17 protein-coding genes are annotated in these 21,523 nt (G+C 62.4%); 2 read left to right on the forward strand and 15 right to left on the reverse strand.

The annotated features are described in order from the left end of the window. Complete coding sequence (treY, locus tag AWB69_RS15885) at positions 1–2,925, forward strand: malto-oligosyltrehalose synthase (RefSeq protein WP_062086289.1); 2,925 nt, start codon at positions 1–3, stop codon at positions 2,923–2,925. Between the two features lie 31 nt (positions 2,926–2,956). On the opposite strand, the gene AWB69_RS15890 is transcribed toward treY, so the two are convergent. Beyond that, the gene (locus AWB69_RS15890) at positions 2,957–4,372 is read right to left on the reverse strand and encodes a hemolysin family protein (RefSeq protein ID WP_062086291.1); all 1,416 of its coding nucleotides are present in this window, start codon (positions 4,370–4,372) and stop codon (positions 2,957–2,959) included. A gap of 61 nt (positions 4,373–4,433) precedes the next feature. Then, positions 4,434–5,603: a sensor histidine kinase gene (locus AWB69_RS15895; RefSeq protein ID WP_331712676.1), complete on the reverse strand. Its 1,170-nt coding sequence runs from the start codon at positions 5,601–5,603 to the stop codon at positions 4,434–4,436. A gap of 253 nt (positions 5,604–5,856) precedes the next feature. On the opposite strand from AWB69_RS15895, the gene AWB69_RS15900 reads away from it, so the two are divergent. Beyond that, a complete protein-coding gene (locus AWB69_RS15900; RefSeq protein WP_062086293.1) occupies positions 5,857–6,198 on the forward strand; it encodes an FKBP-type peptidyl-prolyl cis-trans isomerase in 342 nt (113 codons plus the stop codon). A 110-nt stretch (positions 6,199–6,308) separates the two neighbouring features. Here AWB69_RS15900 and AWB69_RS15905 read toward each other — a convergent pair whose 3' ends face one another. The 13 genes from AWB69_RS15905 to asd all read right to left on the reverse strand — a co-directional run bounded on the left by AWB69_RS15905 (position 6,309) and on the right by asd (position 21,469). After that, complete coding sequence (locus AWB69_RS15905; protein WP_062086368.1) at positions 6,309–7,499, reverse strand: O-succinylhomoserine sulfhydrylase; 1,191 nt, start codon at positions 7,497–7,499, stop codon at positions 6,309–6,311. Positions 7,500–7,764: 265 nt separating this feature from the next. Continuing rightward, complete coding sequence (gene purF, locus AWB69_RS15910) at positions 7,765–9,312, reverse strand: amidophosphoribosyltransferase (RefSeq protein ID WP_062086295.1); 1,548 nt, start codon at positions 9,310–9,312, stop codon at positions 7,765–7,767. A gap of 139 nt (positions 9,313–9,451) precedes the next feature. Beyond that, positions 9,452–9,988: a CvpA family protein gene (locus AWB69_RS15915; protein ID WP_062086297.1), complete on the reverse strand. Its 537-nt coding sequence runs from the start codon at positions 9,986–9,988 to the stop codon at positions 9,452–9,454. 6 nt (positions 9,989–9,994) lie between these two features. After that, positions 9,995–10,879, reverse strand: a complete 885-nt coding sequence (locus tag AWB69_RS15920; RefSeq protein ID WP_062086299.1) for an SPOR domain-containing protein — start codon at positions 10,877–10,879, stop codon at positions 9,995–9,997. Between the two features lie 35 nt (positions 10,880–10,914). Beyond that, entirely contained in the window at positions 10,915–12,249 is a 1,335-nt protein-coding gene (gene folC / locus AWB69_RS15925) for a bifunctional tetrahydrofolate synthase/dihydrofolate synthase (protein ID WP_062086301.1), read from the reverse strand. A 182-nt stretch (positions 12,250–12,431) separates the two neighbouring features. Further along, the gene (gene accD, locus AWB69_RS15930; protein WP_062086303.1) at positions 12,432–13,304 is read right to left on the reverse strand and encodes an acetyl-CoA carboxylase, carboxyltransferase subunit beta; all 873 of its coding nucleotides are present in this window, start codon (positions 13,302–13,304) and stop codon (positions 12,432–12,434) included. Between the two features lie 75 nt (positions 13,305–13,379). Beyond that, positions 13,380–14,183 carry a tryptophan synthase subunit alpha gene (gene trpA, locus AWB69_RS15935; RefSeq protein ID WP_062086305.1) on the reverse strand — a complete coding sequence of 268 codons (804 nt, stop codon included), beginning with the start codon at positions 14,181–14,183 and terminating at the stop codon, positions 13,380–13,382. A 64-nt stretch (positions 14,184–14,247) separates the two neighbouring features. After that, positions 14,248–15,132, reverse strand: coding sequence for a DNA-methyltransferase (locus tag AWB69_RS15940; RefSeq protein WP_062086307.1), 885 nt, complete (start codon positions 15,130–15,132; stop codon positions 14,248–14,250). 11 nt (positions 15,133–15,143) lie between these two features. Continuing rightward, complete coding sequence (gene trpB, locus AWB69_RS15945; RefSeq protein WP_062086309.1) at positions 15,144–16,337, reverse strand: tryptophan synthase subunit beta; 1,194 nt, start codon at positions 16,335–16,337, stop codon at positions 15,144–15,146. 46 nt (positions 16,338–16,383) lie between these two features. After that, positions 16,384–17,061 carry a phosphoribosylanthranilate isomerase gene (locus AWB69_RS15950; RefSeq protein WP_062086311.1) on the reverse strand — a complete coding sequence of 226 codons (678 nt, stop codon included), beginning with the start codon at positions 17,059–17,061 and terminating at the stop codon, positions 16,384–16,386. Next, the gene (gene truA, locus AWB69_RS15955; RefSeq protein ID WP_231937126.1) at positions 17,054–17,878 is read right to left on the reverse strand and encodes a tRNA pseudouridine(38-40) synthase TruA; all 825 of its coding nucleotides are present in this window, start codon (positions 17,876–17,878) and stop codon (positions 17,054–17,056) included. Before truA ends, AWB69_RS15950 begins: the two co-directional genes overlap by 8 nt. A 7-nt stretch (positions 17,879–17,885) precedes the next feature. Beyond that, positions 17,886–20,210 (reverse strand): FimV/HubP family polar landmark protein, encoded by a 2,325-nt coding sequence (locus tag AWB69_RS15960; protein WP_062086315.1) that lies wholly within the window; start codon positions 20,208–20,210, stop codon positions 17,886–17,888. A 137-nt stretch (positions 20,211–20,347) separates the two neighbouring features. Continuing rightward, positions 20,348–21,469, reverse strand: a complete 1,122-nt coding sequence (gene asd, locus AWB69_RS15965; RefSeq protein ID WP_062086317.1) for an aspartate-semialdehyde dehydrogenase — start codon at positions 21,467–21,469, stop codon at positions 20,348–20,350. Positions 21,470–21,523 lie beyond the last annotated feature (54 nt).

Raw genomic sequence — 21,523 nt, forward strand, 5'->3', positions numbered from 1 at the left:
ATGACCGTTCCACGCTCCACGCTCCGGCTGCAGCTACACAAGGATTTCACCTTCGACGACGCAGCGCGGCAGGTCGACTACATGGCCGCGCTCGGGATCAGTCACGCGTATTTATCGCCGATCACGACAGCGACCAGCGGCTCGACGCATGGCTACGACACCGTGGACTACAACCGCGTCAATCCGGAACTTGGCGGTGAAGAAGGCCTGAGGCGCCTGGTCGAGAAACTGCGTGCGTACCAGATGGGTCTGATCGTGGACGTGGTGCCGAATCACATGGGCGTGGGCGGATCGGAAAACCTCTGGTGGATGGACATCCTCGAATGGGGGCGGCACGCGGCCCATGCGCGCTATTTCGACATCGACTGGCATTCGCCCGATCCCGCGTTACGCGGCAAAGTGCTCGCCCCGTTCCTGGGTGCCGCGTATGGCGAGGAATTGCAGGGCGGCAAGATCAAGCTCGTATTCGACGCCGACGCAGGCCGCTTCAAGATCGAGTGCTACACGCATACGTTTCCGGTGAGTCCGCTCGACTACACGTCGGTGTTGCAGGACCACGCGCCCGACATGGCGCAGCGCTTCACAGGGCTGTCCACGCAACCCGGCGACCAGCCACGCGCAGACGAAGCGCGGGCCGCTTTGAAGGAATACGCGGCCGCGGCCGAAGGCAAGCAAGCCATTGACGCCGCCGTGCAGGCGCATTCCGGCGATAACCCCGTCGGCCGCGACCGCTTGCATCGGTTGCTGGAACGGCAGCACTACCGGCTCGCCTGGTGGCGCACCGCCGCGGATGAAGTGAACTGGCGCCGTTTCTTCGACGTCAGCACGCTCGGCGGCATGCGCGTCGAGCGCCCTGAAGTGTTCGAGGCATCGCATGCGCTGATTTTCAAGCTGTTCACCGAAGGGCTGATCGACGGCGTGAGAATCGATCACGTCGATGGCCTCGCCGAACCGCGTGAATATTGCCAGCGTTTGCGTGGCCGGCTTGAAGAGCTCGCAGAGCATCGGCCGGAGAATCTCAAGGAGGGCCGCACGTATTTCGTCGTCGAAAAAATCCTGGCGCGCGGCGAACCCGTGCGTGACGACTGGCGCATCGACGGCACCACCGGCTACGACTTCATGAACGACGTCGGCGCGTTGCTGCACGATCCGCGCGGCGCCGAACCGCTGGCAAAAAGCTGGGCCGAATTGTCTGGACGCCCGGCGGACTTTGCCGTCGAAGCGGAAGCTGCGCGGCGCAAGATCCTGTCCGAGAACTTGTCCGCCGAACTCGACCGCGCCGCCCGGGCGCTGCATCGGATCGCGCGTGATACGCCCGTTACGCGCGACTTCGCGTATTCATCGCTGCGCCGGGTTGTGGCTGAACTCGTGGTGCACTTTCCGGTGTACCGGATCTACCCCGTGGGCGGTCAGCGCAGCGAAGACGATGAACGCTTTTTCTCGCAAGCTTATAAAAGCGCGAAGGCCGCGCTGTCACTCGCCGATCTGGTCATCCTTGATCAAGTCGCACAGTGGCTCGGCGGACCGGGCGGCGACGAAGCCGTCGAAGAGAAACCGCGTGAACGCGAGCGCCTGCTCGATCGCGGACGGGATCGGGATCGCGATCGTCAGTCCGCTGGCGTCCCTAACCAGAATTTGCAAGCGAACAGCGCAGGCTCGAATTCGAGCGGTTCACATCGACGCAACGCACAAACTCTGTTCTCCCAACTAACTTCGCCGGTCGCAGCCAAGGCGATTGAAGACACCGCGTGTTACCGATACGGCCGGCTGATCTCGCGCAACGAAGTGGGCGCCGATCCGGGCGAGTTCTCGCTGTCGGTCGATGCGTTCCACGCGGGTAATCTTGAACGCGCCAAACGCTTCCCGAACGCGATGCTCAACACCGCGACGCACGATCACAAACGCGGCGAAGACGTGCGCGCGCGGATCGCGGGTTTGAGCCAGATTCCCGATGAGTGGGCTGCAACGTTGCGAAGCTGGTCGACGTTGAACGCGCCGCATCGGCGTGTGTTGAACGGCGATAAAAACGACTGGGCGCCGGGTGCTGCAGCCGAAGCCATGCTGTACCAGACGCTGGTCGGCTGCTGGCCGCCGACGCTCTCCCCCGACAACCAGGCGGGCGTGAAAGAATTCGCCGACCGCGTGAGCGCGTGGCAGTTGAAGGCGCTGCGTGAAGCCAAGTTACGCACGAGCTGGTTCGCGCCCGATGAAGCGTACGAAAATGCATGCCGCGATTTTCTCTTCGATATCCTCGCGCCACAGCGTCGCGATGGTTTCCTGGGCGAATTGCCGGCGTTCGTGGAACGTGTCGCGCGGACCGGCGCGATCAATAGTTTCCAGCAGACGTTGTTGCGGCTGACATCGCCCGGTGTGCCGGATCTTTATCAGGGAACCGAACTATGGGACTTCAGTCTCGTCGATCCCGATAACCGGCGGCCGGTCGACTTCGATCAGCGGCGAGCATGGTTGAGTGAAGGGGAGGCGGAGGGTGCGCCATCGGAGCAATTAAAAAACTGGCGCGATGGCCGGGTGAAGCTGGGTATTGTGCGGCGAGCACTGGCGTTGCGCACGCACGCGCACTCGCTATTCGAACAGGGTGCTTATATCCCGCTGAAGGTGGAAGGCGCACATGCGGACAGCGTGATTGCATTTGCACGGCATGCAGGCAGCGCGTACGCGGTGGTGATCGCGACACGGCTGGCCGATTCGTTGCTGGCTGGAAGCAATACCGGCCTGCCGTTGGTGGATGCCGCTCATTGGGGCGATACGGCAGTCCTTTTGCCGGAGGCGCTGGCGTCAAGAGCGTTGTTCGACTGGCTGAGCCCGAACGCGCCGACGTCGGATGGCCAGCGCTTGTTCATGCGCGACGCGCTGGCGTCGATGCCGGTCGCGTTGCTGATGGAGGAAGGGGTACCGCGAGTATGAATGGGCTCAGGGCTCCCAAGCGGGGTGAAAATCACTCCGCTTCCTGCGCCACCTCTTCATGCGGGTACACGCGTACCAGCACGATGCGCGGTCCGTTCATCTTCTTCACCACGATATCGAAACGATCAAAACCGACCCTTTGCCCTTCGCTCGGCAGGTCGCCCAGCGCATTGATCACGAGTCCGCCGACCGACTCCGCCTGGCCCTCGTCAATGTCAATCCCCAACGCCCGTTCAAGAGACACCACCGGCAAGCTGCCCTTGCCCATCAGCGTGCCGTCGTCCATGCGCGACCAGTCTGCGTCGCCTTGACGGAACTCGTCGTGAATCTGGCCGACCAGCGCGCCCAGCAGGTTATCGAGCGTCAGGAAGCCGATCGGCTTTTGCCCCTTGCGGCCGACCAGCGCAAAGTGCGGCGCGCCCTTGCGAAAGCGGCGGAACAATTCAAGCGCCGACAGATTGCCCGCCACGTATTGCACCGGCCGCACATGCTGGGCCAGCGCGTCCGGCTTCGTGTCCTGGCGGTTCAGGCCCAGCAGGCCGCGCCCGGCGCCATTGCGTGCAAGCAGCAGGTCTTTCAGGTGAATCATGCCGAGGACATGCTCACCGGAGGCATCGGCGAACAGGGGATAGCGGCTGAAGCGGTGGCGCGCAATCACCTGCATGTTGTCGCGCATGGGCACGTCGTTGCGCAGGCCGACCATTTCGTGATTCGGGCGCATCAGGTCTGAGACCGTCATGCGGCTGAAATCGAGCGAATGGGCGATGGTGTTCCATTCATCAGCGTTATAGGCAGACCCGGCAGACCCGGCTAAACCCGCCATGCCGGTTGCGTCCGGCAAGGGAGCGGTCGACGCCCCGCTCAAGCGACGGCCGCGCAGGATCAGCTTGAGTTCATCGGTGGAATAGTGAGCGTCGCCGCCATGTTCCCCTCCGAGCCCGAACAACCGCAACACGAAATTCGCGCTCGAATTCAGCACCCAGATGAACGGGTACATTGCCCAGTAAAAACCGTAGAGCGGCATGGCGACCCACAGGCCGACCTGTTCCGCGCGCCGGATCGCCCACGATTTCGGCGCGAGTTCACCCACCACGATGTGCAGGAACGAAATACAGGAGAACGCGAAGAACAGCGAGACGGCGTCGATCAGCTTGGCCGATTCGATACCCGCGAGCGCGAACAACGGATGCAGCAATTGAGCGAACGCCGGTTCGCCCAGCCAGCCAAGCCCGAGCGACGCCAGCGTGATGCCAAGCTGACACGCGGACAGGTACGCGTCGAGCTTGCCATGGACCTTGGCCAGCAAACGGCCAGGCAAACCGTTCGACCGTGCGATTGCCTGAACGCGCGTGGCGCGCAATTTGACGAGTCCGAACTCGGCCGCGACGAAAAAACCGTTCAACGCGACGAGCAACAAGGCACCAATTAGCGCGACAACCTGATTCAAAGCAACTTGCTCCGCAAAATGAAAGCACCAGTATAGAGGCGCAAGTTGATCGAAAGTTAAATCAGGCGGCGCTCAACGGCACGCGAAACCTGAGCGCAACGGGGGCGCCATCGGTGAAATCGTCGTGTTCGAACGTACCGCCGTGCGCTTCCGCCACGCGTTTGCACAGCGCGAGCACCCACGCAATTCGCGCGGCTTCCCGAGGCAACATTGCCTGGGTGCGCGCAAATGTCTCAAGCACATGGGGGAGTTCGGGATCCAAAAGTGCTTTCTGCGATACGGTGAACGTGACGACCGCGCTGAACGCACCGCCGTCCGCGAGGCCGCTCAACATCACCTTCGAATCCGCCGCGCTCGCCTCGGTGGCGAACGCAAGCATCAGCCAGAGCGCCTGGGCGAGACGTTCGCCGTCGGCGCTGATTTGCTCTTCCACCAACGCTGATTCGACATGCAGCATGACATGCCGCGCGCTCGCCAGACTCGCGCGAGCTTGGCGAACGCTCTCTTCCATCAGGCGCCGCAGCGCGAGCGGCGCGCGGTCGAGCGGGAGCGTCCTGGTCTCGGCGCGGGTGGTATCGATAAGTTGCTCGATCAGCTTCACTTGCTGTTCCACGCCCGAGCGAATGCCGCCGAGCGCGCGTTGGGCGGCGGTGTCGGTGGTATCGACTTTGCGCTCCAGCACGTAACCCCAGCTATGGATCGCGTTCAGCGGACCGCGCAGATCATGCGATACAACGCCGAGCACATGATCACGCATGAACAGCGCCGCTTCCGCGCGCAGATGCGCAGTGCGGTCATCGGCTTGCGCCGCCTGGCCTTCCGCCGAAGCCGATGCCAATCCTGCAGGGCTATACGGCGAGACGATCAGCGACACGGTGTCGGCCCCGCCGGTGCCGCCAGGCAACGCGAGGATGGTGAACGAACGCGATCTCGACCGCGCACCTTCGCCCTCGTCAATGGATACCCGCGCGCGACGCACGCTGCCGGCGGCAATGGCGGCGTCGGCGGCTTCGGCGAGCACGGCGATCAGGGGTTTGGGTAAGGCGGTATCGGCGAGAGCACGGCCTTGCAACGCATTAGCGTCGAGATCGAACAAATGCGCGAGAACGGTATCGGCTGACAGACAGCGTTGCGCGAGATCCAGCACGAGCACGCCGTCCGTGCCCGCTACCGGCGCTTCAGGACGGGGAACGCACCCCGTTTCGACCGTGCCGGAAAAAGACGTTGTCACGATAGGAGGTCCTTGAGCGTTGATGAGTGCGAGTATCTTGCCCGGTGTTATCGAGATGACTGGCCATTATAGAAGATGGCTTCCGGGCTTTCTGCCTGGGGCTGGCCGGTCCTTCCTCCCCATTTTGGAGATATGGCCAGAGCGAGCAGCAAACCGCGTGCACGCTTCGCCGGGTGTAACGATGCCACCCGAAAGCCCTACAATACCGGTTTTAGATCCAGCCGGCGGTGCCGGCTTTCACAAGGAGTGTTACATGGCGATCGTGACGACCGACTCAGGGCTCAAGTATGAAGATTTGACGGTGGGCGAAGGTGCTGAAGCCGTTGCCGGCAAGTCGGTGAGCGTGCATTACACGGGCTGGCTCACGGACGGCCAGAAGTTCGACTCCAGTCACGACCGTAATGATCCGTTCGCTTTTGTGCTCGGCGGCGGCATGGTCATCAAGGGCTGGGACGAAGGTGTGCAGGGTATGAAGGTAGGCGGCAAGCGCAAGCTGACCATTCCGCCGCAACTCGGTTATGGCGTGCGCGGCGCCGGTGGCGTGATTCCGCCGAATGCGACGCTGGTGTTTGAAGTGGAATTGCTGGAAGTTTAAGGTTCGTTCGCGCCGACGGGTTTTGAATGGACCGTCGGTGCGACTGGGCGGGAGTGCCGGGTTGGGTGTTCGCTAAGCCCAAACCCGGTCCCCGCCCCGCGCAACCGGAATTACCCGTTCAATCCCCGCTCCAGATCCCCGCGAATATCTCCGGCATTTTCCAGTCCCACCGCCAGCCGGATCAACCCTTCGCGAATCCCCGACGCTTCCCGCACCTCAGGCGTCAACCGTCCGTGCGTTGTCGTCGACGGATGGGTGATGGTCGTACGCGTATCTCCAAGATTGCCGGTGATCGAACAAATTTTCGTTGCATCTATCACGCGCCACGCATTCGCGCGCTGCTCTTCACGCGTCTGACCCTTCAACTCGAACGACACGATCGCCCCGCCCGCCTTCTGCTGCTTCTTCGCAATCGCGTATTGCGGATGTGACTCGAGCCCTGGATAAAACACGCGTTCAATTGCCGGATGCGTTTCCAGCCATCGCGCGATTTCCAGCGCATTCGCCGACTGCTTTTCCACCCGCAACGACAGCGTTTCCATCCCCTTCAACAACACCCACGCGTTGAACGCAGACAACGTCGGTCCCGCACTGCGCACGAACGGAAACACCTTTTCCATGATGAACTGCTTCGACCCGACCAACGCGCCGCCCAGCACGCGTCCCTGACCGTCGAGGAACTTGGTGGCCGAGTGCATCACGACATCCGCACCAAGCTTCAGCGGCTGCTGCAAAGCCGGGCTACAGAAGCAGTTATCGACGACAAACAACGCGCCCACTTCCTTCGAAATCTTCCCGATCGCCTCAATATCCGCAATCTCGGTCAGCGGATTCGACGGCGTCTCCAGAAAAAACATCTTCGTCTCGGGACGCACGGCGGCTCGCCATTCATCCAGATTGGTAGGATCGACGAACGTGGTCGTGATGCCGAACTTCGTGAAGATCTGCGAGAACATGCCCACCGTCGACCCGAACAAGCTCTTCGAGCTGACCAGGTGGTCGCCCTGCTGCATGGAGCACATCACCACCGACATGATCGCGGCCATGCCCGACGCCGTCGCCATACACGCCTCCCCGCCTTCAAGAGCCGCCAGGCGGTTCTGGAACATCGCGACCGTCGGGTTCGTAAAGCGCGAGTACGTGTAAGCCTCTTCGGCGTTCTTGAAGCTCTCCGCGGCATGCGCGGCGCTCTCGAACACAAAGCTCGATGTCAGGAAAATCGCTTCCGAGTGCTCGTTGAAGTCACTGCGCAGCGTTCCGGCGCGAACGGCGAGCGTATCGAAGTTGAGGTTTTCGTCCATGTTCGTGTTTTCCATTCCCATCTATTCATTAGCCCGGCCAGAAAACCGGGACGCAAAAAAGCCCGCTTCTGCGTCAGCATGAGCGGGCTCGGTGCGGAAAAGCCTGTAGCGTCGCCGGTGCGTGGTCCTGATTCGCCACCGGTTCGCTTTAGCTGTTTCGGGTTCCGACTCAGGCTAAACAACTAGCCCGTTCATCAAAACCCGCGTCCGCAAGCTGATCTCAAATCGACGCAAACACAATCCTATCACGCGTTTCCTTGCCCGGTCACTCCACCGACAACTGCAAGTGCAGCTGCGAACGCGATACACCACCTTCCATTGCCTCACTCGCGGCGTCGCGATCCGACTGCGCTTGCGGTGCAAGACGCGACGTTTCCAGACGATCCAGATAAGCCGAGTCGATGTCGCCGGTGATGTAGTTGCCATCGAAACACGATGCATCGAATTCACGCAGCGCCGGATTGATGTCGCGAATGGCCTGCTTCAGATCGGCCACATCCTGATACACCAGATGATCCGCGCCGATCATGCGCGCCACTTCCTCGTCCGACCGGCCATGCGCGACCAGTTCACCGCGCGTGGGCATGTCGATGCCATACACGTTCGGGAACTTCACCGGCGGCGCCGCGGACGCGAAGATCACCTTGGCAGCGCCTGCATCGCGCGCCATCTGCACGATTTCATGCGATGTCGTGCCGCGCACGATGGAGTCATCGACGATCAGCACGTTCTTGCCCTTGAACTCGATCGCCATCGCATTCAGTTTCTGGCGCACCGACTTCTTGCGCACAGCCTGGCCCGGCATGATGAAGGTGCGGCCAACATAGCGATTCTTGAAGAAACCTTCGCGATACTCCACGCCCAGTTTCGCGGCCACTTGCATGGCGGCGGGACGCGATGAATCCGGAATCGGCATGACCACGTCAATAGGCACGTCCGGCAGAACGCGCTTGATCTTCTCGGCGAGGTAATCGCCCATGCGCAGGCGCGCGTTGTAGACCGGCACGCCGTCGAGGCACGAATCCGGACGCGCGAGATACACGAGTTCGAAGATGCAGGGGTTAAGGCTCGGGTTCTTGGCGCATTGCTGGCTGTGCAGATTGCCGTCGTTATCGATGAAAATGGCTTCGCCCGGCTCCACGTCACGCACGAACTCGAAGCCGATACCTTCAACGGCCACCGATTCCGACGCCACCATCCACTCCACGCCCGTCGCGGTTTCCTGCTTGCCGAGGACCAGCGGACGGATGCCGAACGGATCGCGGAAAGCGACGAGGCCGTAACCCGCGATCAGCGAGACGATGGCGTACGAACCCTTCACTCGCCGATGCACACCGCTCACCGCCTTGAACAGCGCAGCCGGATCGAGTTCCAGGCCGGAGCTGGACAACTGCAGTTCGTGGGCGAATACGTTGAGCAGGACTTCCGTGTCCGACGCGGTGTTGATGTGCCGGCGATCGATCCGGAACATCTCTTCCTTCAATTGCGGCCAGTTCGTCAGGTTGCCGTTGTGGGCGAGGATGATGCCGAACGGCGCGTTCACGTAGAACGGCTGCGCTTCTTCCTCGCTCGATGCATTTCCGGCCGTCGGATAACGCACCTGGCCAATGCCGACATTGCCCGGCAGGCTGCGCATGTTGCGCGTGCGGAACACGTCGCGCACCATGCCGTTGGCCTTATGCATGTGGAAGTTATTGCCGTCAGCCGTTGCAATGCCAGCCGCGTCCTGCCCGCGATGCTGCAGGAGCAGCAAGCTGTCATAAATCAACTGGTTAACGGGAGTCTGGGAAACTACGCCTACGATGCCGCACATGGCATGGTCCTTCAAAGAGTCGAAACGGGTCCAAAAGGCGTATCGGTGCAACGAATGCAGGACGCCCCTGACGGGGTGATCAGACTGCAAGGGTGTTGCGCCGAGCCGTCGCGGGATTCTCGGGTAGCGGGCCAGGACGTCATTGCGCAGGGGTGGCGGGCGGATCTTGCGGACCGTCCGGCGGTGTGCGCAGGTACGCGGCGAGCGTATCGGGAAGCAGCGGTTTCAGTTCTCGCACGCCTTGTTCAGCCGCAGGCCGGAACAACGCGTTACGCCAGAAATCGTGTTGCGGCAGCTCGGTCAAGCCCGCGAGGGCGACCAGGATCACTACCAGGATGGCCCCTCTCACGAGGCCGAACAACAGTCCAAGCGACCGGTCAATGCCGCGCAGCCCGACCACTTCGGTCACGCGCGTCAACAACGCGCCAGCCACGCTCGACACCACCAGCACACCCGCGAGAATCAGCAAAAATGCAATCAGCCATTGGGTCAGCGCCCCGCCCGGCCAGTGCGCCGGAATGTAAGGCACGACCAGACCGACAAACCGGCCTGCAATCAGCAGTGCCGCGATCCAGCCGATCAGGCCGAACACTTCGGCCAGCAGGCCGCGCCACATGCCGCGCAGCGCGGAGAGGCCGATCACGGCCATCACCGCGTAGTCGAAACTCGTAAACATCTACAACTAGTTCGCCGACGCGTTATTGCTGCTGCCGCCGCCGAGTCCGGCTTGCCGCACCTTGACCAGCGCCGCCGATGCAGCCGCCCGGTCAGCAAACGGTCCGGCACGCAACAGCGTGCGAGTGCTTCCGTCAGCCTGTTTCCGATGTTCGATATATGCGGGCACTCCCGCCGCCTTCAACTTGGTCACCCAGCCCTGGGCCGCAGCGTCTTCATCGAAGGTACCGATCTGGACCACAAAACGGCTGCCCGCCGGGGAGGACGGCGTGTTCGGTTTCGGAGTGGCTGCAGTAGCCTGCTGCGCTGGTGCTTCCACCGGCGGCTTGGCGGCTGTTGCCGCGGGCGGCGGGGCCACCGGCTTCGCTTCAGGTTGCGGCGCGGCGGCCTTGGCTTGTGCTTGCGCTTGTACGGGTTTAGAAGCTTGCTTCGAATTGACCGCAGAGGCGGACTTTGAAGTCGCCGCCGCTGCATTGTCCGGAGCCGCTGTTGCGGGACCATCCGGCGCTACCCCGGCTTGCGTATCCGCTGACGAATCAATTGCACCGGCATCCGTCGAGTTGTTGTGACTCGTCTTGGGCAAAGGCGCCGCCGGGCGTGCCGGGATATCGATCGAGATGTCGTCGGTGACGGGCTTCGGATGCGAATCCAGCACCATTGGCAGGACAATCACCGCCGCCGCGACCAGCGCGAGCGCGCCGACCAGACGCCGCCGCGCACGCTGCTTTTCGGGCAGGGTGGGGTCGAGCATCATTGCGTCGGTTTCAGGACGGTCGCTGCGGCGCGTCCGGCGTTCGGTACGCACGGTCTGACGCGAGCCGCGCGGGGAGTCGGAGTATGCTTCGCGACCCGAGGGCGCGTCGTCTTTCTTGCCGAACGAGAAAAAGGACATGGTTGGCTTGTGCGAGAGGCTGGCCGGCCGTCCGTTCAATGATGCTGCGATTTACGGTAAGCCATTACGCCGGCCACCGTATGGAAACTGCCGAAAACCAAAATTCTATCATTTTCGGACGCTCGCTTTAACGCATCTTGGAAAGCGTCGGCCGGATTGTTGAATTGTGTAACGCTGCTGTCACTACTGTCGTTGACGCCGGCATTGCGTAAAACGCTTTCCAGCATGGCTGAAGACGCGGCGCGCGGGGTCGGCAAGGCAGTCACGTTCCAGTGGTCGATCTCGCCCTTCAGATGCTCGACGACACCGGCAATGTCCTTGTCGCCCATCGCGCCGAAGACTGCGTAGGTGTACGGGAAAAAGCCCATGTTGCCCAGATTCTGAGCCAAAACGGCGGCGGCGTGGGGGTTGTGAGCGACATCGAGGATCACTTGCGGCTTGCCCGGCACGACCTGGAAACGCCCCGGCAACTCGACGTTCGCTAGTCCCAGGCGAATGTCCTGCGCGGACACCGGAATGCGCTCACGCAGCGCTTCAAGCGCGGCCAGCGCCGCCGACGTATTGATCAGTTGGTTCGCGCCCCGCAAAGCCGGGTAAGCGAGCGCCGAGCGCCGCTGGGTCCGGCCGATGTAACTCCACTGCTGGCGCTCATTGCCGCTTTGCGCTTCGTAGCGGAAATCGCGGCCGACCAGCCACAGATCCGCGCCAATCGCCTTTGCATGGTCGATCAACGACTGCGGCGGCGAAGGATCGCCGCAAATGGCGGGCGTATCCGGGCGGAAAATGCCCGCTTTCTCGAAGCCGATTTTCTCGCGCGTGTCGCCCAGATATTCCGTATGGTCAATATCGATACTGGTGACGATCGCGCAATCGGTATCGATGATATTGACGGCGTCCAGACGTCCGCCCAACCCTACTTCGAGAATCACGGCGTCCAGGTCACGCGTTGCGAACAGCCGCATGATCGCCAGCGTGGTGAATTCGAAGTACGTCAGCGTGACCGGCTCGGCCAGGCTCACGCGCGCCTGCTCGACGGCTTCGAAATGCTCGAGCAACTCGTCGTCCGTGGCGTCGACGCCGTTTAGCCGCGCGCGCTCATTGAAGTCGAGCAAGTGCGGCGACGTATGACAGCCCACGCGATACCCCGCACGCACCAGGATGGTTTCGATGATCGCGCAGGTCGAACCCTTGCCGTTCGTCCCGCCGACCGTAATCACGGGGCACGTGAACTTCAGCCCAAGCGCGTCGCGCACTTTGCTGATGCGCGTCAAACCCATGTCGATGCCGACCGGATGCGCCGATTCCAGGTGGGTAAGCCACGCGTCCAGGGTGGGGAAAGTGAACGATGAGGAGGTCGATGAAGTCGCCATGAAGTGATCGTGCTCGCCGGCCAAAGCCCGCAAAATAGTGAAAGAAGCGAAGCGCCCAAACAAAAACGCCGCGCACGACCCTGGGCGGGTTCGCGCGCGGCGCCTGGGCCGTCATCGTTTAACGCCTGCGGCTCGACGCGCTCTCAGCGGTCGACGCGCAACAGGCGCTTGAAAACCGTGCCTCAGGCGACCGCATCGGCCGGTTGCAGCGTCAGCAATGCAATCAGGCGCGCAATTTCTTCGCGCATCTTGCGGCGATCCACAATCATGTCGATCGCGCCCTTCTGGATCAGGAATTCCGAACGCTGGAACCCTTCCGGCAGCTTCTCGCGCACCGTTTGTTCGATCACGCGCGGCCCCGCAAAGCCAATCAGCGCCTTCGGTTCAGCAATCACCACGTCGCCCAGGAACGCGAAACTGGCGGACACGCCGCCCATGGTCGGATCGGTGAGAACGGAGATGAACGGCAGCTTGGCTTCAGCCAGCTTCGTGAGCATGGCCGTGGTCTTGGCCATCTGCATCAGCGACAGCAGGCTTTCCTGCATCCGCGCGCCGCCCGACGCCGTGAAGCAGATGAACGGTGTGCGCTGCTCCAGCGCGTTACGCGCGCCGCGGGCAAAACGTTCGCCGACTACCGAACCCATCGAGCCGCCCATGAACGAGAACTCGAAGCATGCGGTCACGACGGGAATAGTGTGGATCGCGCCGCCCATGACAACCATGGCGTCGGTTTCGTCCGTATCTTCCATCGCCTCTTTCAGGCGGTCCGGGTACTTGCGGCTGTCCTTGAACTTGAGGGCATCGACCGGCAGGATTTCCTGGCCGATTTCGTAACGGCCTTCCGGGTCGAGCAACCCGTCTAGCCGTTCGCGCGCGCCGATCCGCATGTGATGGCTGCATTTCGGGCAGACATGCAGATTCGCCTCGACGTCATTGCGGTACAGCACCGCTTCGCACGAGGGGCACTTGATCCACAGCCCTTCCGGAATCCCCTTGCGGCTTTTCGGATCGGTTTGCTTGATCTTCGGCGGTAACAGTTTGTCGAGCCAGCTCATCGTATGTCCTTCCTGTTTTCGCGTGTTTTGCGGCCCGTTTGCCGAGGTTTGAACCCTCCGGGCCGCAATAACGGGTTATTTTGCAGAATCGAGCGCAGAGCGAATGTCGGCGATAAAGCTCGTCAGCATCTGCGCCGCCTTCTCCGGCGGCGCTTCTTCGAGCAATTGCACGAGACGGCTGCCAATCACCACGGCATCCGACACATCGGCCACCAGCTTGGCCGACGCGGCGTCGCGGATACCGAAACCCACCCCCACCGGCAACGCGACATGCGCCTTGATGGCCGGGATTTTACTCGCGATGCTGGCCACGTCCAGATTTGCCGAACCGGTCACGCCTTTCAGCGACACGTAATAGACATACCCGCTCGCCACTTTGCCGACCGCCGCAATGCGTTCATCGGTCGAGGTTGGGGCGAGCAGGAAGATCGGGTCGATGCCTGCGGTGCGCATTGATTCGCTGAATTCGACCGACTCTTCCGGCGGGTAATCGACGACCAGGACGCCATCCACGCCCGCGTCCTTCGCCGCTTTGGCGAAGATTTCGGTGCCCATCCGTTCGATCGGATTCGCATAGCCCATCAGGACCACCGGCGTGGTGGTGTTAGTCTCGCGGAAGCGCTTTACGTCGGCGAGCACGTGTTTCAGCGAGACGCCCTTCGTCAGCGCGCGCTCGGACGAGCGCTGGATCACGGGACCATCGGCCATTGGGTCGGAAAACGGCACGCCCAGTTCGATGACGTCCGCTCCGCCCTTGGCGAGCGCGTGCATGAATTCAACGGTTTGTTCGGGGTTCGGATCGCCGGCCGTGATGAACGGGATCAGACCTTTCTTGCCCTGCTCGGCCAACGCCGCAAATGTGCTTTTGATTCGGGACATGAGTTAATCTCTTTGCGCGAAATCCGCGCCTTTTAGCGTTTTTTAGCAGCGACTTGGCAGATTTTTAAGCGGCGTTCGCCTGATCAACGGCAGCGTCCGTGGTTTCGGCCTTTGGTTCGACCCGGACCCCGACGGAGCGGGTCTCCGCGACCCGCTTTTCGGCAATCGCGTGATAGTCGGCGTTGATCTCGTAGCCAATGAACTCGCGCCCATGACGCGCACAGGCAACCGCGGTCGTGCCGCTGCCCATGAACGGATCAAGCACGCGCCCACCGCGCGGACAACTCGCCAGCACCATGCGCTCGACAATCTCAAGCGGCTTTTGCGTCGGATGGTCGACACGCTCGGCGTGTTGCCTGTGCAGCCGCGACACCGACCATACGTCTTTCGGGTTGTAACCCAGCTCCAGCCACTTGCTGCCTTCGAACAATTTGCGCGAACGCGCTTTCTTCGTCACTGCGTCGTAGGGAATGCGGATGGGATCGAGATCGAAGAAATAATCCTTCGATACCGCGAAATAACCGATGTTGTCGTGCACTGACGTATATCTGCGTACCGTCCCCCCCATGCTCGGCACGCGCCGGTCCCACACGATCTCGTTGACCATGGTGAGGCGGCGCTTGAGGAACACGAAGATCTCCGGCGCATATTGCCACGTGCAAAAAATGTAAAGCGAACCGCTTGGCTTGAGCTTCGGAATGGCCAGTTCAAGCCAGCCGTAGGTCCAGTCGAGGAAGGCATCGCCCGAACGCATGTCCGAGTCGTTGCCGTAATCCTTGCCCAGGCCGTACGGCGGATCGGCCACGATCAAATCGATCGAGCCGTCCGGGAGGTTCGCTGCATCGGTCAAGAAATCGCGGTGATGCAAGTGGATGCCGCGCTCTACGTCGCCGTGGACATCTCCAGCGGCGGCGCCGTGCGCACTTGCATGATCGATTTCATCGCGCATCGGTTGCGGGCTCAGAGCGTGATGCCGGTGCGCTCGGCGACCGTATGCATGTCCTTGTCGCCACGGCCCGACAGATTGACCAGCAGCAGCTTGTCCTTGGGCAATGTGGGCGCGAGCTTCGCGGCGTACGCGAGTGCGTGGCTCGATTCCAGCGCGGGAATGATCCCTTCGATCCGGCAGCAATCGTGGAAACCCTTCAGCGCTTCTTCGTCGGTGATACCCACGTACTCGGCACGGCCCGCATCCTTCAGCCACGCGTGTTCCGGGCCGACGCCGGGATAATCCAGCCCGGCCGACACCGAATGCGTCTCGATGATCTGGCCGTTTTCGTCTTGCAGCAGATACGTACGGTTGCCATGCAGAACACCCGGGCTTCCGCCGATCAGCGACGCCGCGTGACGCCCGGTGCTGATGCCATCGCCGGCCGCTTCCACGCCGATCAGCTTCACATCCTTATTTTCGATATACGGATAAAAGATGCCCATCGCATTCGATCCGCCGCCCACGCACGCAATCACTGCATCCGGCTGACGCCCGGTCATTTCGGGCATCTGGACCTTGCATTCATCGCCGATCACGCGCTGGAAGTCGCGAACCATCATGGGATAAGGATGCGGCCCCGCCACCGTGCCGATGATGTAGAACGTGTTCTCCACGTTCGTCACCCAGTCGCGCATGGCTTCGTTGAGCGCGTCTTTCAGCGTCTTGGAGCCGGATTCGACCGGCACGACGGTCGCGCCGAGCAGCTTCATGCGGTACACGTTCGCCGCCTGGCGCCGCACGTCTTCCGAGCCCATGTAGACCACGCATTCCATGCCGAAACGCGCGGCAATGGTCGCCGTGGCAACGCCGTGCTGTCCCGCGCCGGTTTCCGCGATCACGCGCGGCTTGCCCATCCTGCGCGCGAGCAGTGCCTGGCCAATCACGTTATTAACTTTGTGCGCGCCGGTATGGTTCAGGTCTTCGCGCTTGAGGAAGATTTGCGCGCCGCCGAGCATGTCGCTCCAGCGCTTTGCGTGATAGATCGGCGACGGACGGCCGACGTAGTGCTTCAGCTCGTATTCATATTCCGCGATAAACGCCGGATCCTTGCTGCATTCCGCGTAGGCGTCGCGGAGTTCATCGAGTGCGTGAATGAGCGTTTCAGATACGAATGTGCCGCCATATGGGCCGAAATGACCCCGATCGTCTGGTAAGTTGTACATGTGTCACTCTCTCGATACGTGGAAGCGTTGCGCTTGCCCACGTTAATCATCCAGCGTCTGCTTCGCGCACCGCGCGTACAAACGCCGCCATTCGGGCGTGATCTTTCACGCCCTTCGCCCCCGCTACTTCGATGCCGCTGGAGACATCGACTGCGTAAGGGCGCACGCGCCGGATGGCGTCAAGGACGTTTTGCGCGTTCAACCCACCACTCAAAACGGCCCGATGCCCGAGATCTGCTGGGATAAGTGACCAATCGAATACCTTTCCACCGCCACCGTAGCCGTCGACGAGGGTGTCGAGGAGCAAACCGCTGGCTGCTGAATAATTAAGAGATGATTCTACCAAATCGCGTGCAGTGGCATCAGGCCCTACCCGCACAGCGCGCCACCACGGCAAGCCGGCCACTTCAGCGAGCGCCGCGCACTGCGCCGGGGTTTCATCGCCGTGGAATTGCAGCAGGGACAAGCGCACGTTCGACGTCACCTCGCGAATCCATTCCGGCGTGGCGTTGACGAACAAACCGACCGCCGAGACGAGCGGCGGCACGTGCTCCGCCAGCTCAACTGCCTGCCCCACGCTGACCGAACGGGGACTTGGCGGATAGAACACAAAACCCACGGCGTCCGCGCCGAGTGCAACAGCAGTATCGACATCTTCCGTCTTCGACAAACCGCACAGCTTGATTCTCGTCCGGCGCAAATCGCTGTTCATACCGTCACTCATGCCTTGTCTCGTTTTTGTTGTCCTTCCAGACCGCGCTCCAGGGGTAGCTCCCCAATCGCGGCGCGGGAACTGCAAAGTCCTCAGGATAGCCGACCTCAGCCAAATACAGGCCGTCGGGCATGAACGTGGGCGCCGCGCGTTTGCGGTCGCGCGCTTCCAGTAATTCCGCCATCCACGACGCAGGATGCTTGCCGCGGCCAATCGCGACGAAACACCCCATCAGGTTGCGCACCATGTGGTGCAAAAACGCGTTCGCCCGGAAGCGAAAGTGGATGAAATCGCCCTGTTCGACAATATCGATCTGATGCAGGTATTTCACCGGCGTCTTCGCCTGGCATTCGGACGAGCGGAACGCGGTGAAATCGTGCTTGCCGATCAGGCAGGCAGCGGCTTCGCGCATTGCATTGGCATCGAGCGGCGCGTAGCACCAGCCGGCGTGGCCGGTGATCATCGGCGAGCGGACCGGGTGGACGTACAGCGCGTAGTAATAGGTGCGCTCATAAGCGCCGAAACGGGCATGGAAGTCGTCGGGCATCGAACGCGCCCACTGGACCGCGACGCTCTGCGGCAAGAATGCGTTCGTGCCGCGCACCCAGGCGAAGTCGGTGCGCTCGAGTTCGGTATCGAAATGCACGACCTGGCCGAGCGCATGCACGCCGGTGTCCGTACGCCCTGCCACAACCGTCTGCACGCGCGTCTGCGTGAATTTCCCCAACGCGCGTTCGAGGACGTCCTGCACCGTCGGCACGTCCGATTGAGTCTGCCAGCCGCTGAACGCCGAACCGTCGTACTGGATGCCTAATGCAATGCGTTTCACAGGCATCTCAGGACAGCGGCGCCAATGTCGATAACAGCGCGGCGGCGGATTGGCGCGTGGCCGGATCGTTCGATTCGATCACTTCCTGCAGCAACGTGCGCGCGCCGGATAAATCGCCGAGTTCAATGTATTCGACGGCCAGTTCGAGCTTGTTGCGGGCTATGGTCGAGATCTGCTCGGGCGTGAAGGCCGGCAGCGGCGCGGTCTGGCTCGCGGGCGAGTTGTAGTCGAAGTCGAGGCTCAAGGGACCGAAACGCGATGCGCCAAGGCCTGCCACCGATGCCGCGCCCGCCGTGCCGGATTCAATTTCCTCGCTCGCGGATGGCGGGGGTGCAGTCGGTTCGGGGTGGCTGCGCTGCTCGTTCTGGCGATCGAAGACGGCCGGGTCGGCAATCGGTTGCGGCGTGGCGGGCGCGGGGGCCAGGGGAGCTTCGTTTTGCGCGGCGGTTACAGCCGGGGCAACGGGAGCCAGCGGCTGGACGTGGGCTTCGGACGCTATGTGAGGCGCTTCCTGACGCGGCGGCAGGCCGAAATCGAGCGCGCTCAAGGCTTCGATAGCCTCTTGCGGGAATTTGGGCTGTGGGAAACGGGAAGCTGGCGACGGTTCGTCGTCGTAGGCGGACGACTCTTCCGTGTCGTTTTGCTGGTTGACCGCTGATTCGTCGGTAACCGACTCGGTCGATGCAGCTTGCTCTCCGCTTTCGTGCGCGCTGGCGGCGTGCGCCGCTGCTTCTCGGGCTTCTGCTTCTCGAGCTTCTGCTTCCCGGGCTTCTGCTTCACGAGCTTCTGCTTCACGAGCTTCTGCTTCACGAGCTTCTGCTTCACGAGCTTCTGCTTCACGAGCTTCCGCCTCGCGCGCTTCCGCTTCACGCGCAGCAACCTCTTGCGCCTCAAGCTCACGCGCCGCGGCTTCCTGCGCCACGGCCTCGCGCGTCGCTTGTTCCAACGCCGCCGCCTCACGAAGCTCGTGTTCCCGAGCTTCCATTTCTATGCGCAACGCCTCGGCGCGACCCGCCGCAGCCCGCTCCGCCGCCAATGCCGCCTCGATCGCACCCGGACGCGGCGGCGTGAAATCGCGATGAAGCGCTGCGGGCGCATCGGGCATGAACGGCGCGCGTTTGGCGCCCGCGTCACGGAGGACCGGACCAGCCGCGTCCTGCGCACGATTCTCGCCCAGCGTGACTCGCGCGCCGTCGGCATCATCGTCTATTGGATTGCTCTTGGCCGGAGGAAACGGCTTGTCTTCGGTCGGGGTATCGAACGACTGCGCAGCATCGTAGTTTTCCATGCTCGCGGCCACCACGTTCAGCTCGCTTTGACCCCGCTGAACCGATGCACCGTCGAGATCGGCAGCGCCCGTGGGCGCTTGCGCCTGGTTCGCCGATTCATCGTGAGGAGGTACAACGGCTGTCTCAGGCTGCTTTGATGCCGTCGGCGGTTCTTGCTGCACTCGTTCGTCGGTGGTCACCACAGCCGCGGCGCTTGCGGCGCGGCGTCTCTTGCCACTGCGCATTACCAGCAGCAGCAAGCCGATCACCACGACAGCCCCGACGAGCCAGCCAATCGGCCCATTCAGAGACATGGCCGTAGAACCCGTCGCTGACGGCGCGCTTACCGGTGCGACAGTTGCCGCAGGTGCGCTCAACGCGGGCGCTGCTGCCGATGCGGGCACCACTTCGCTCGCGCTTACAGCCTCGCTCGCACTCGCTGCAGGCTGAGCTTCCGATGTCGGCAACGCCTCGCTCGATGCGTTCGGCGCAACCGTAGCAACCGCGCCACTCGTCGCCGTCGCGGCTGCGCTCGCCGCACCTACAGCATTCGATGCCCCCTCGGCCGGCGCCGCCGCCCCCACGGAACCGCTAGCTTCGACCGCCGGCGACGATGCCGCCACAGGCGCAGAAGTCCCGGACGCAGCACCAGCCACCCCCAGGCCCTCGACCACCGGTACGTTCAAAACCGATCCGAGTTTCAAGCGGCTTGGGTCATGACCCATGAACGCGTTGGGATTCGCGTCGAAGAGCGCGCGCGCCATCTTTTCGCGCGTGGCGCGGTCATTCGAGCCGGTTATCTGGGAGGCGATGTCGCTGAGTGATTGCCCCGGTTTCACGCTGTACTGCGTAACGGTGGTGGCCGCCGCCGACGCGGCCGCCGGCGCCGAGGCCTCCGAAGCGACTGAAGCGGCTGACGCGCTGCTGGCCTGGGCGATGGCCTCGGAGGAAACGAACGTCCCGAGCAACACACTCGCGACGCTTGCCGCGACCAGCGCTGCGTGCCGCGAGCGGCTGAGGAAGCGAGGCTGTGAATGAAGCGGCCGACTCGGACGAACGATCATTGATACTCCAGGCGAGTGGACAGCGAACAAGAAACCAACAAAACGGGGTGACATCGAAAACGGGCCGCAAAACGACAAAGCGCCGCGCAAGCGCGACGCTTCGTTGAACTACTGCGCGTCGTGGCGCGTAGTTTACTTTACTTGTCCAGCAGGATGCGCAGCATCCGGCGCAGCGGTTCTGCCGCGCCCCACAGCAACTGGTCGCCGACCGTGAATGCCGAGAGGTATCCGCCGCCCATGGCCAGCTTGCGCAAGCGGCCGACCGGCACCGTCAGCGAACCCGTGACCACTGCCGGCGACAAATCGCGCATTGACGCTTCGCGTTCGTTCGGGACAACCTTCACCCAATCATTCGCCGACGCCAGGATGCCGTGCAATTCGTCCAGCGGCACGTCCTTCCTGAGCTTGATGGTCAGCGCCTGCGAGTGGCAGCGCATTGCGCCAATCCGCACGCACAGACCGTCCACAGGAACCGAACCCGGTTCGCCCATGGCGGGCAATCCGAGAATCTTGTTGGTTTCCGCGCCGCCCTTCCACTCTTCCTTCGACATGCCGTTGCCGAGATCCTTGTCGATCCACGGAATCAGCGAGCCGGCCAGCGGCACGCCGAAGTTATCGACCGGCATACGCTCGCCGGACAGGGCCGCCTGCACGCGCTTGTCGATATCCAGAATAGCCGACGACGGGTCCGCCAGATCTTCCTTGGCCGCGCCGTAGAGCACGCCCATTTGCTGCAGCAGTTCGCGCATGTTCTGCGCGCCCGCGCCGGAAGCCGCCTGATACGTCATGGCAGTCGTCCATTCGACCAGGTTCTGGTTGAACAAGCCGCCCAGCGCCATCAGCATCAGGCTGACCGTGCAGTTCCCGCCGATGAAATTCCGGCCGCCCTTGACCAGCGAGTCCTTGATGACGTTCAGGTTCACCGGGTCGAGGATGATGACTGCGTCGTCCTTCATGCGCAGCGAGGAAGCCGCATCAATCCAGTAACCCTTCCAGCCGGCCGCGCGCAGTTTCGGGAACACCTCGTTGGTGTAATCGCCACCCTGGCACGTAATGATGACGTCGCACTTTTTCAGGTCGTCGATGCTTGTCGCATCCTTGAGTTTCGTCTCGTTTTTCGCGAACGACGGCGCATTGCCGCCCGCATTGCTGGTGCTGAAAAACACCGGTTCGATCAGGTCGAAATCGCCTTCCTGCTGCATGCGTTGCATCAGGACGCTGCCGACCATGCCGCGCCAACCAACGAGACCTACGTTCATGACTAACCTTTTTTGTGGACACTTCCCCGCTTGGGCCAGACCCTCCGCCGGCGT

Source organism: Caballeronia udeis, from assembly GCF_001544555.2.
GTDB classification, from domain to species: Bacteria; Pseudomonadota; Gammaproteobacteria; order Burkholderiales; family Burkholderiaceae; genus Caballeronia; species Caballeronia udeis.

Bases quoted from the DNA above. Each gene is read 5' to 3' on its own strand.
- treY (WP_062086289.1), top strand. From the start codon at position 1: ATGACCGTTCCACGCTCCACGCTCCGGCTGCAGCTACACAAGGATTTC.
- AWB69_RS15900 (WP_062086293.1), top strand. From the start codon at position 5,857: ATGGCGATCGTGACGACCGACTCAGGGCTCAAGTATGAAGATTTGACG.
- AWB69_RS15905 (WP_062086368.1), bottom strand. From the start codon at position 7,499: ATGGACGAAAACCTCAACTTCGATACGCTCGCCGTTCGCGCCGGAACG.
- purF (WP_062086295.1), bottom strand. From the start codon at position 9,312: ATGTGCGGCATCGTAGGCGTAGTTTCCCAGACTCCCGTTAACCAGTTG.
- AWB69_RS15915 (WP_062086297.1), bottom strand. From the start codon at position 9,988: ATGTTTACGAGTTTCGACTACGCGGTGATGGCCGTGATCGGCCTCTCC.
- AWB69_RS15920 (WP_062086299.1), bottom strand. From the start codon at position 10,879: ATGTCCTTTTTCTCGTTCGGCAAGAAAGACGACGCGCCCTCGGGTCGC.
- folC (WP_062086301.1), bottom strand. From the start codon at position 12,249: ATGGCGACTTCATCGACCTCCTCATCGTTCACTTTCCCCACCCTGGAC.
- accD (WP_062086303.1), bottom strand. From the start codon at position 13,304: ATGAGCTGGCTCGACAAACTGTTACCGCCGAAGATCAAGCAAACCGAT.
- trpA (WP_062086305.1), bottom strand. From the start codon at position 14,183: ATGTCCCGAATCAAAAGCACATTTGCGGCGTTGGCCGAGCAGGGCAAG.
- AWB69_RS15940 (WP_062086307.1), bottom strand. From the start codon at position 15,132: ATGCGCGATGAAATCGATCATGCAAGTGCGCACGGCGCCGCCGCTGGA.
- trpB (WP_062086309.1), bottom strand. From the start codon at position 16,337: ATGTACAACTTACCAGACGATCGGGGTCATTTCGGCCCATATGGCGGC.
- AWB69_RS15950 (WP_062086311.1), bottom strand. From the start codon at position 17,061: ATGAGTGACGGTATGAACAGCGATTTGCGCCGGACGAGAATCAAGCTG.
- AWB69_RS15960 (WP_062086315.1), bottom strand. From the start codon at position 20,210: ATGATCGTTCGTCCGAGTCGGCCGCTTCATTCACAGCCTCGCTTCCTC.
- asd (WP_062086317.1), bottom strand. From the start codon at position 21,469: ATGAACGTAGGTCTCGTTGGTTGGCGCGGCATGGTCGGCAGCGTCCTG.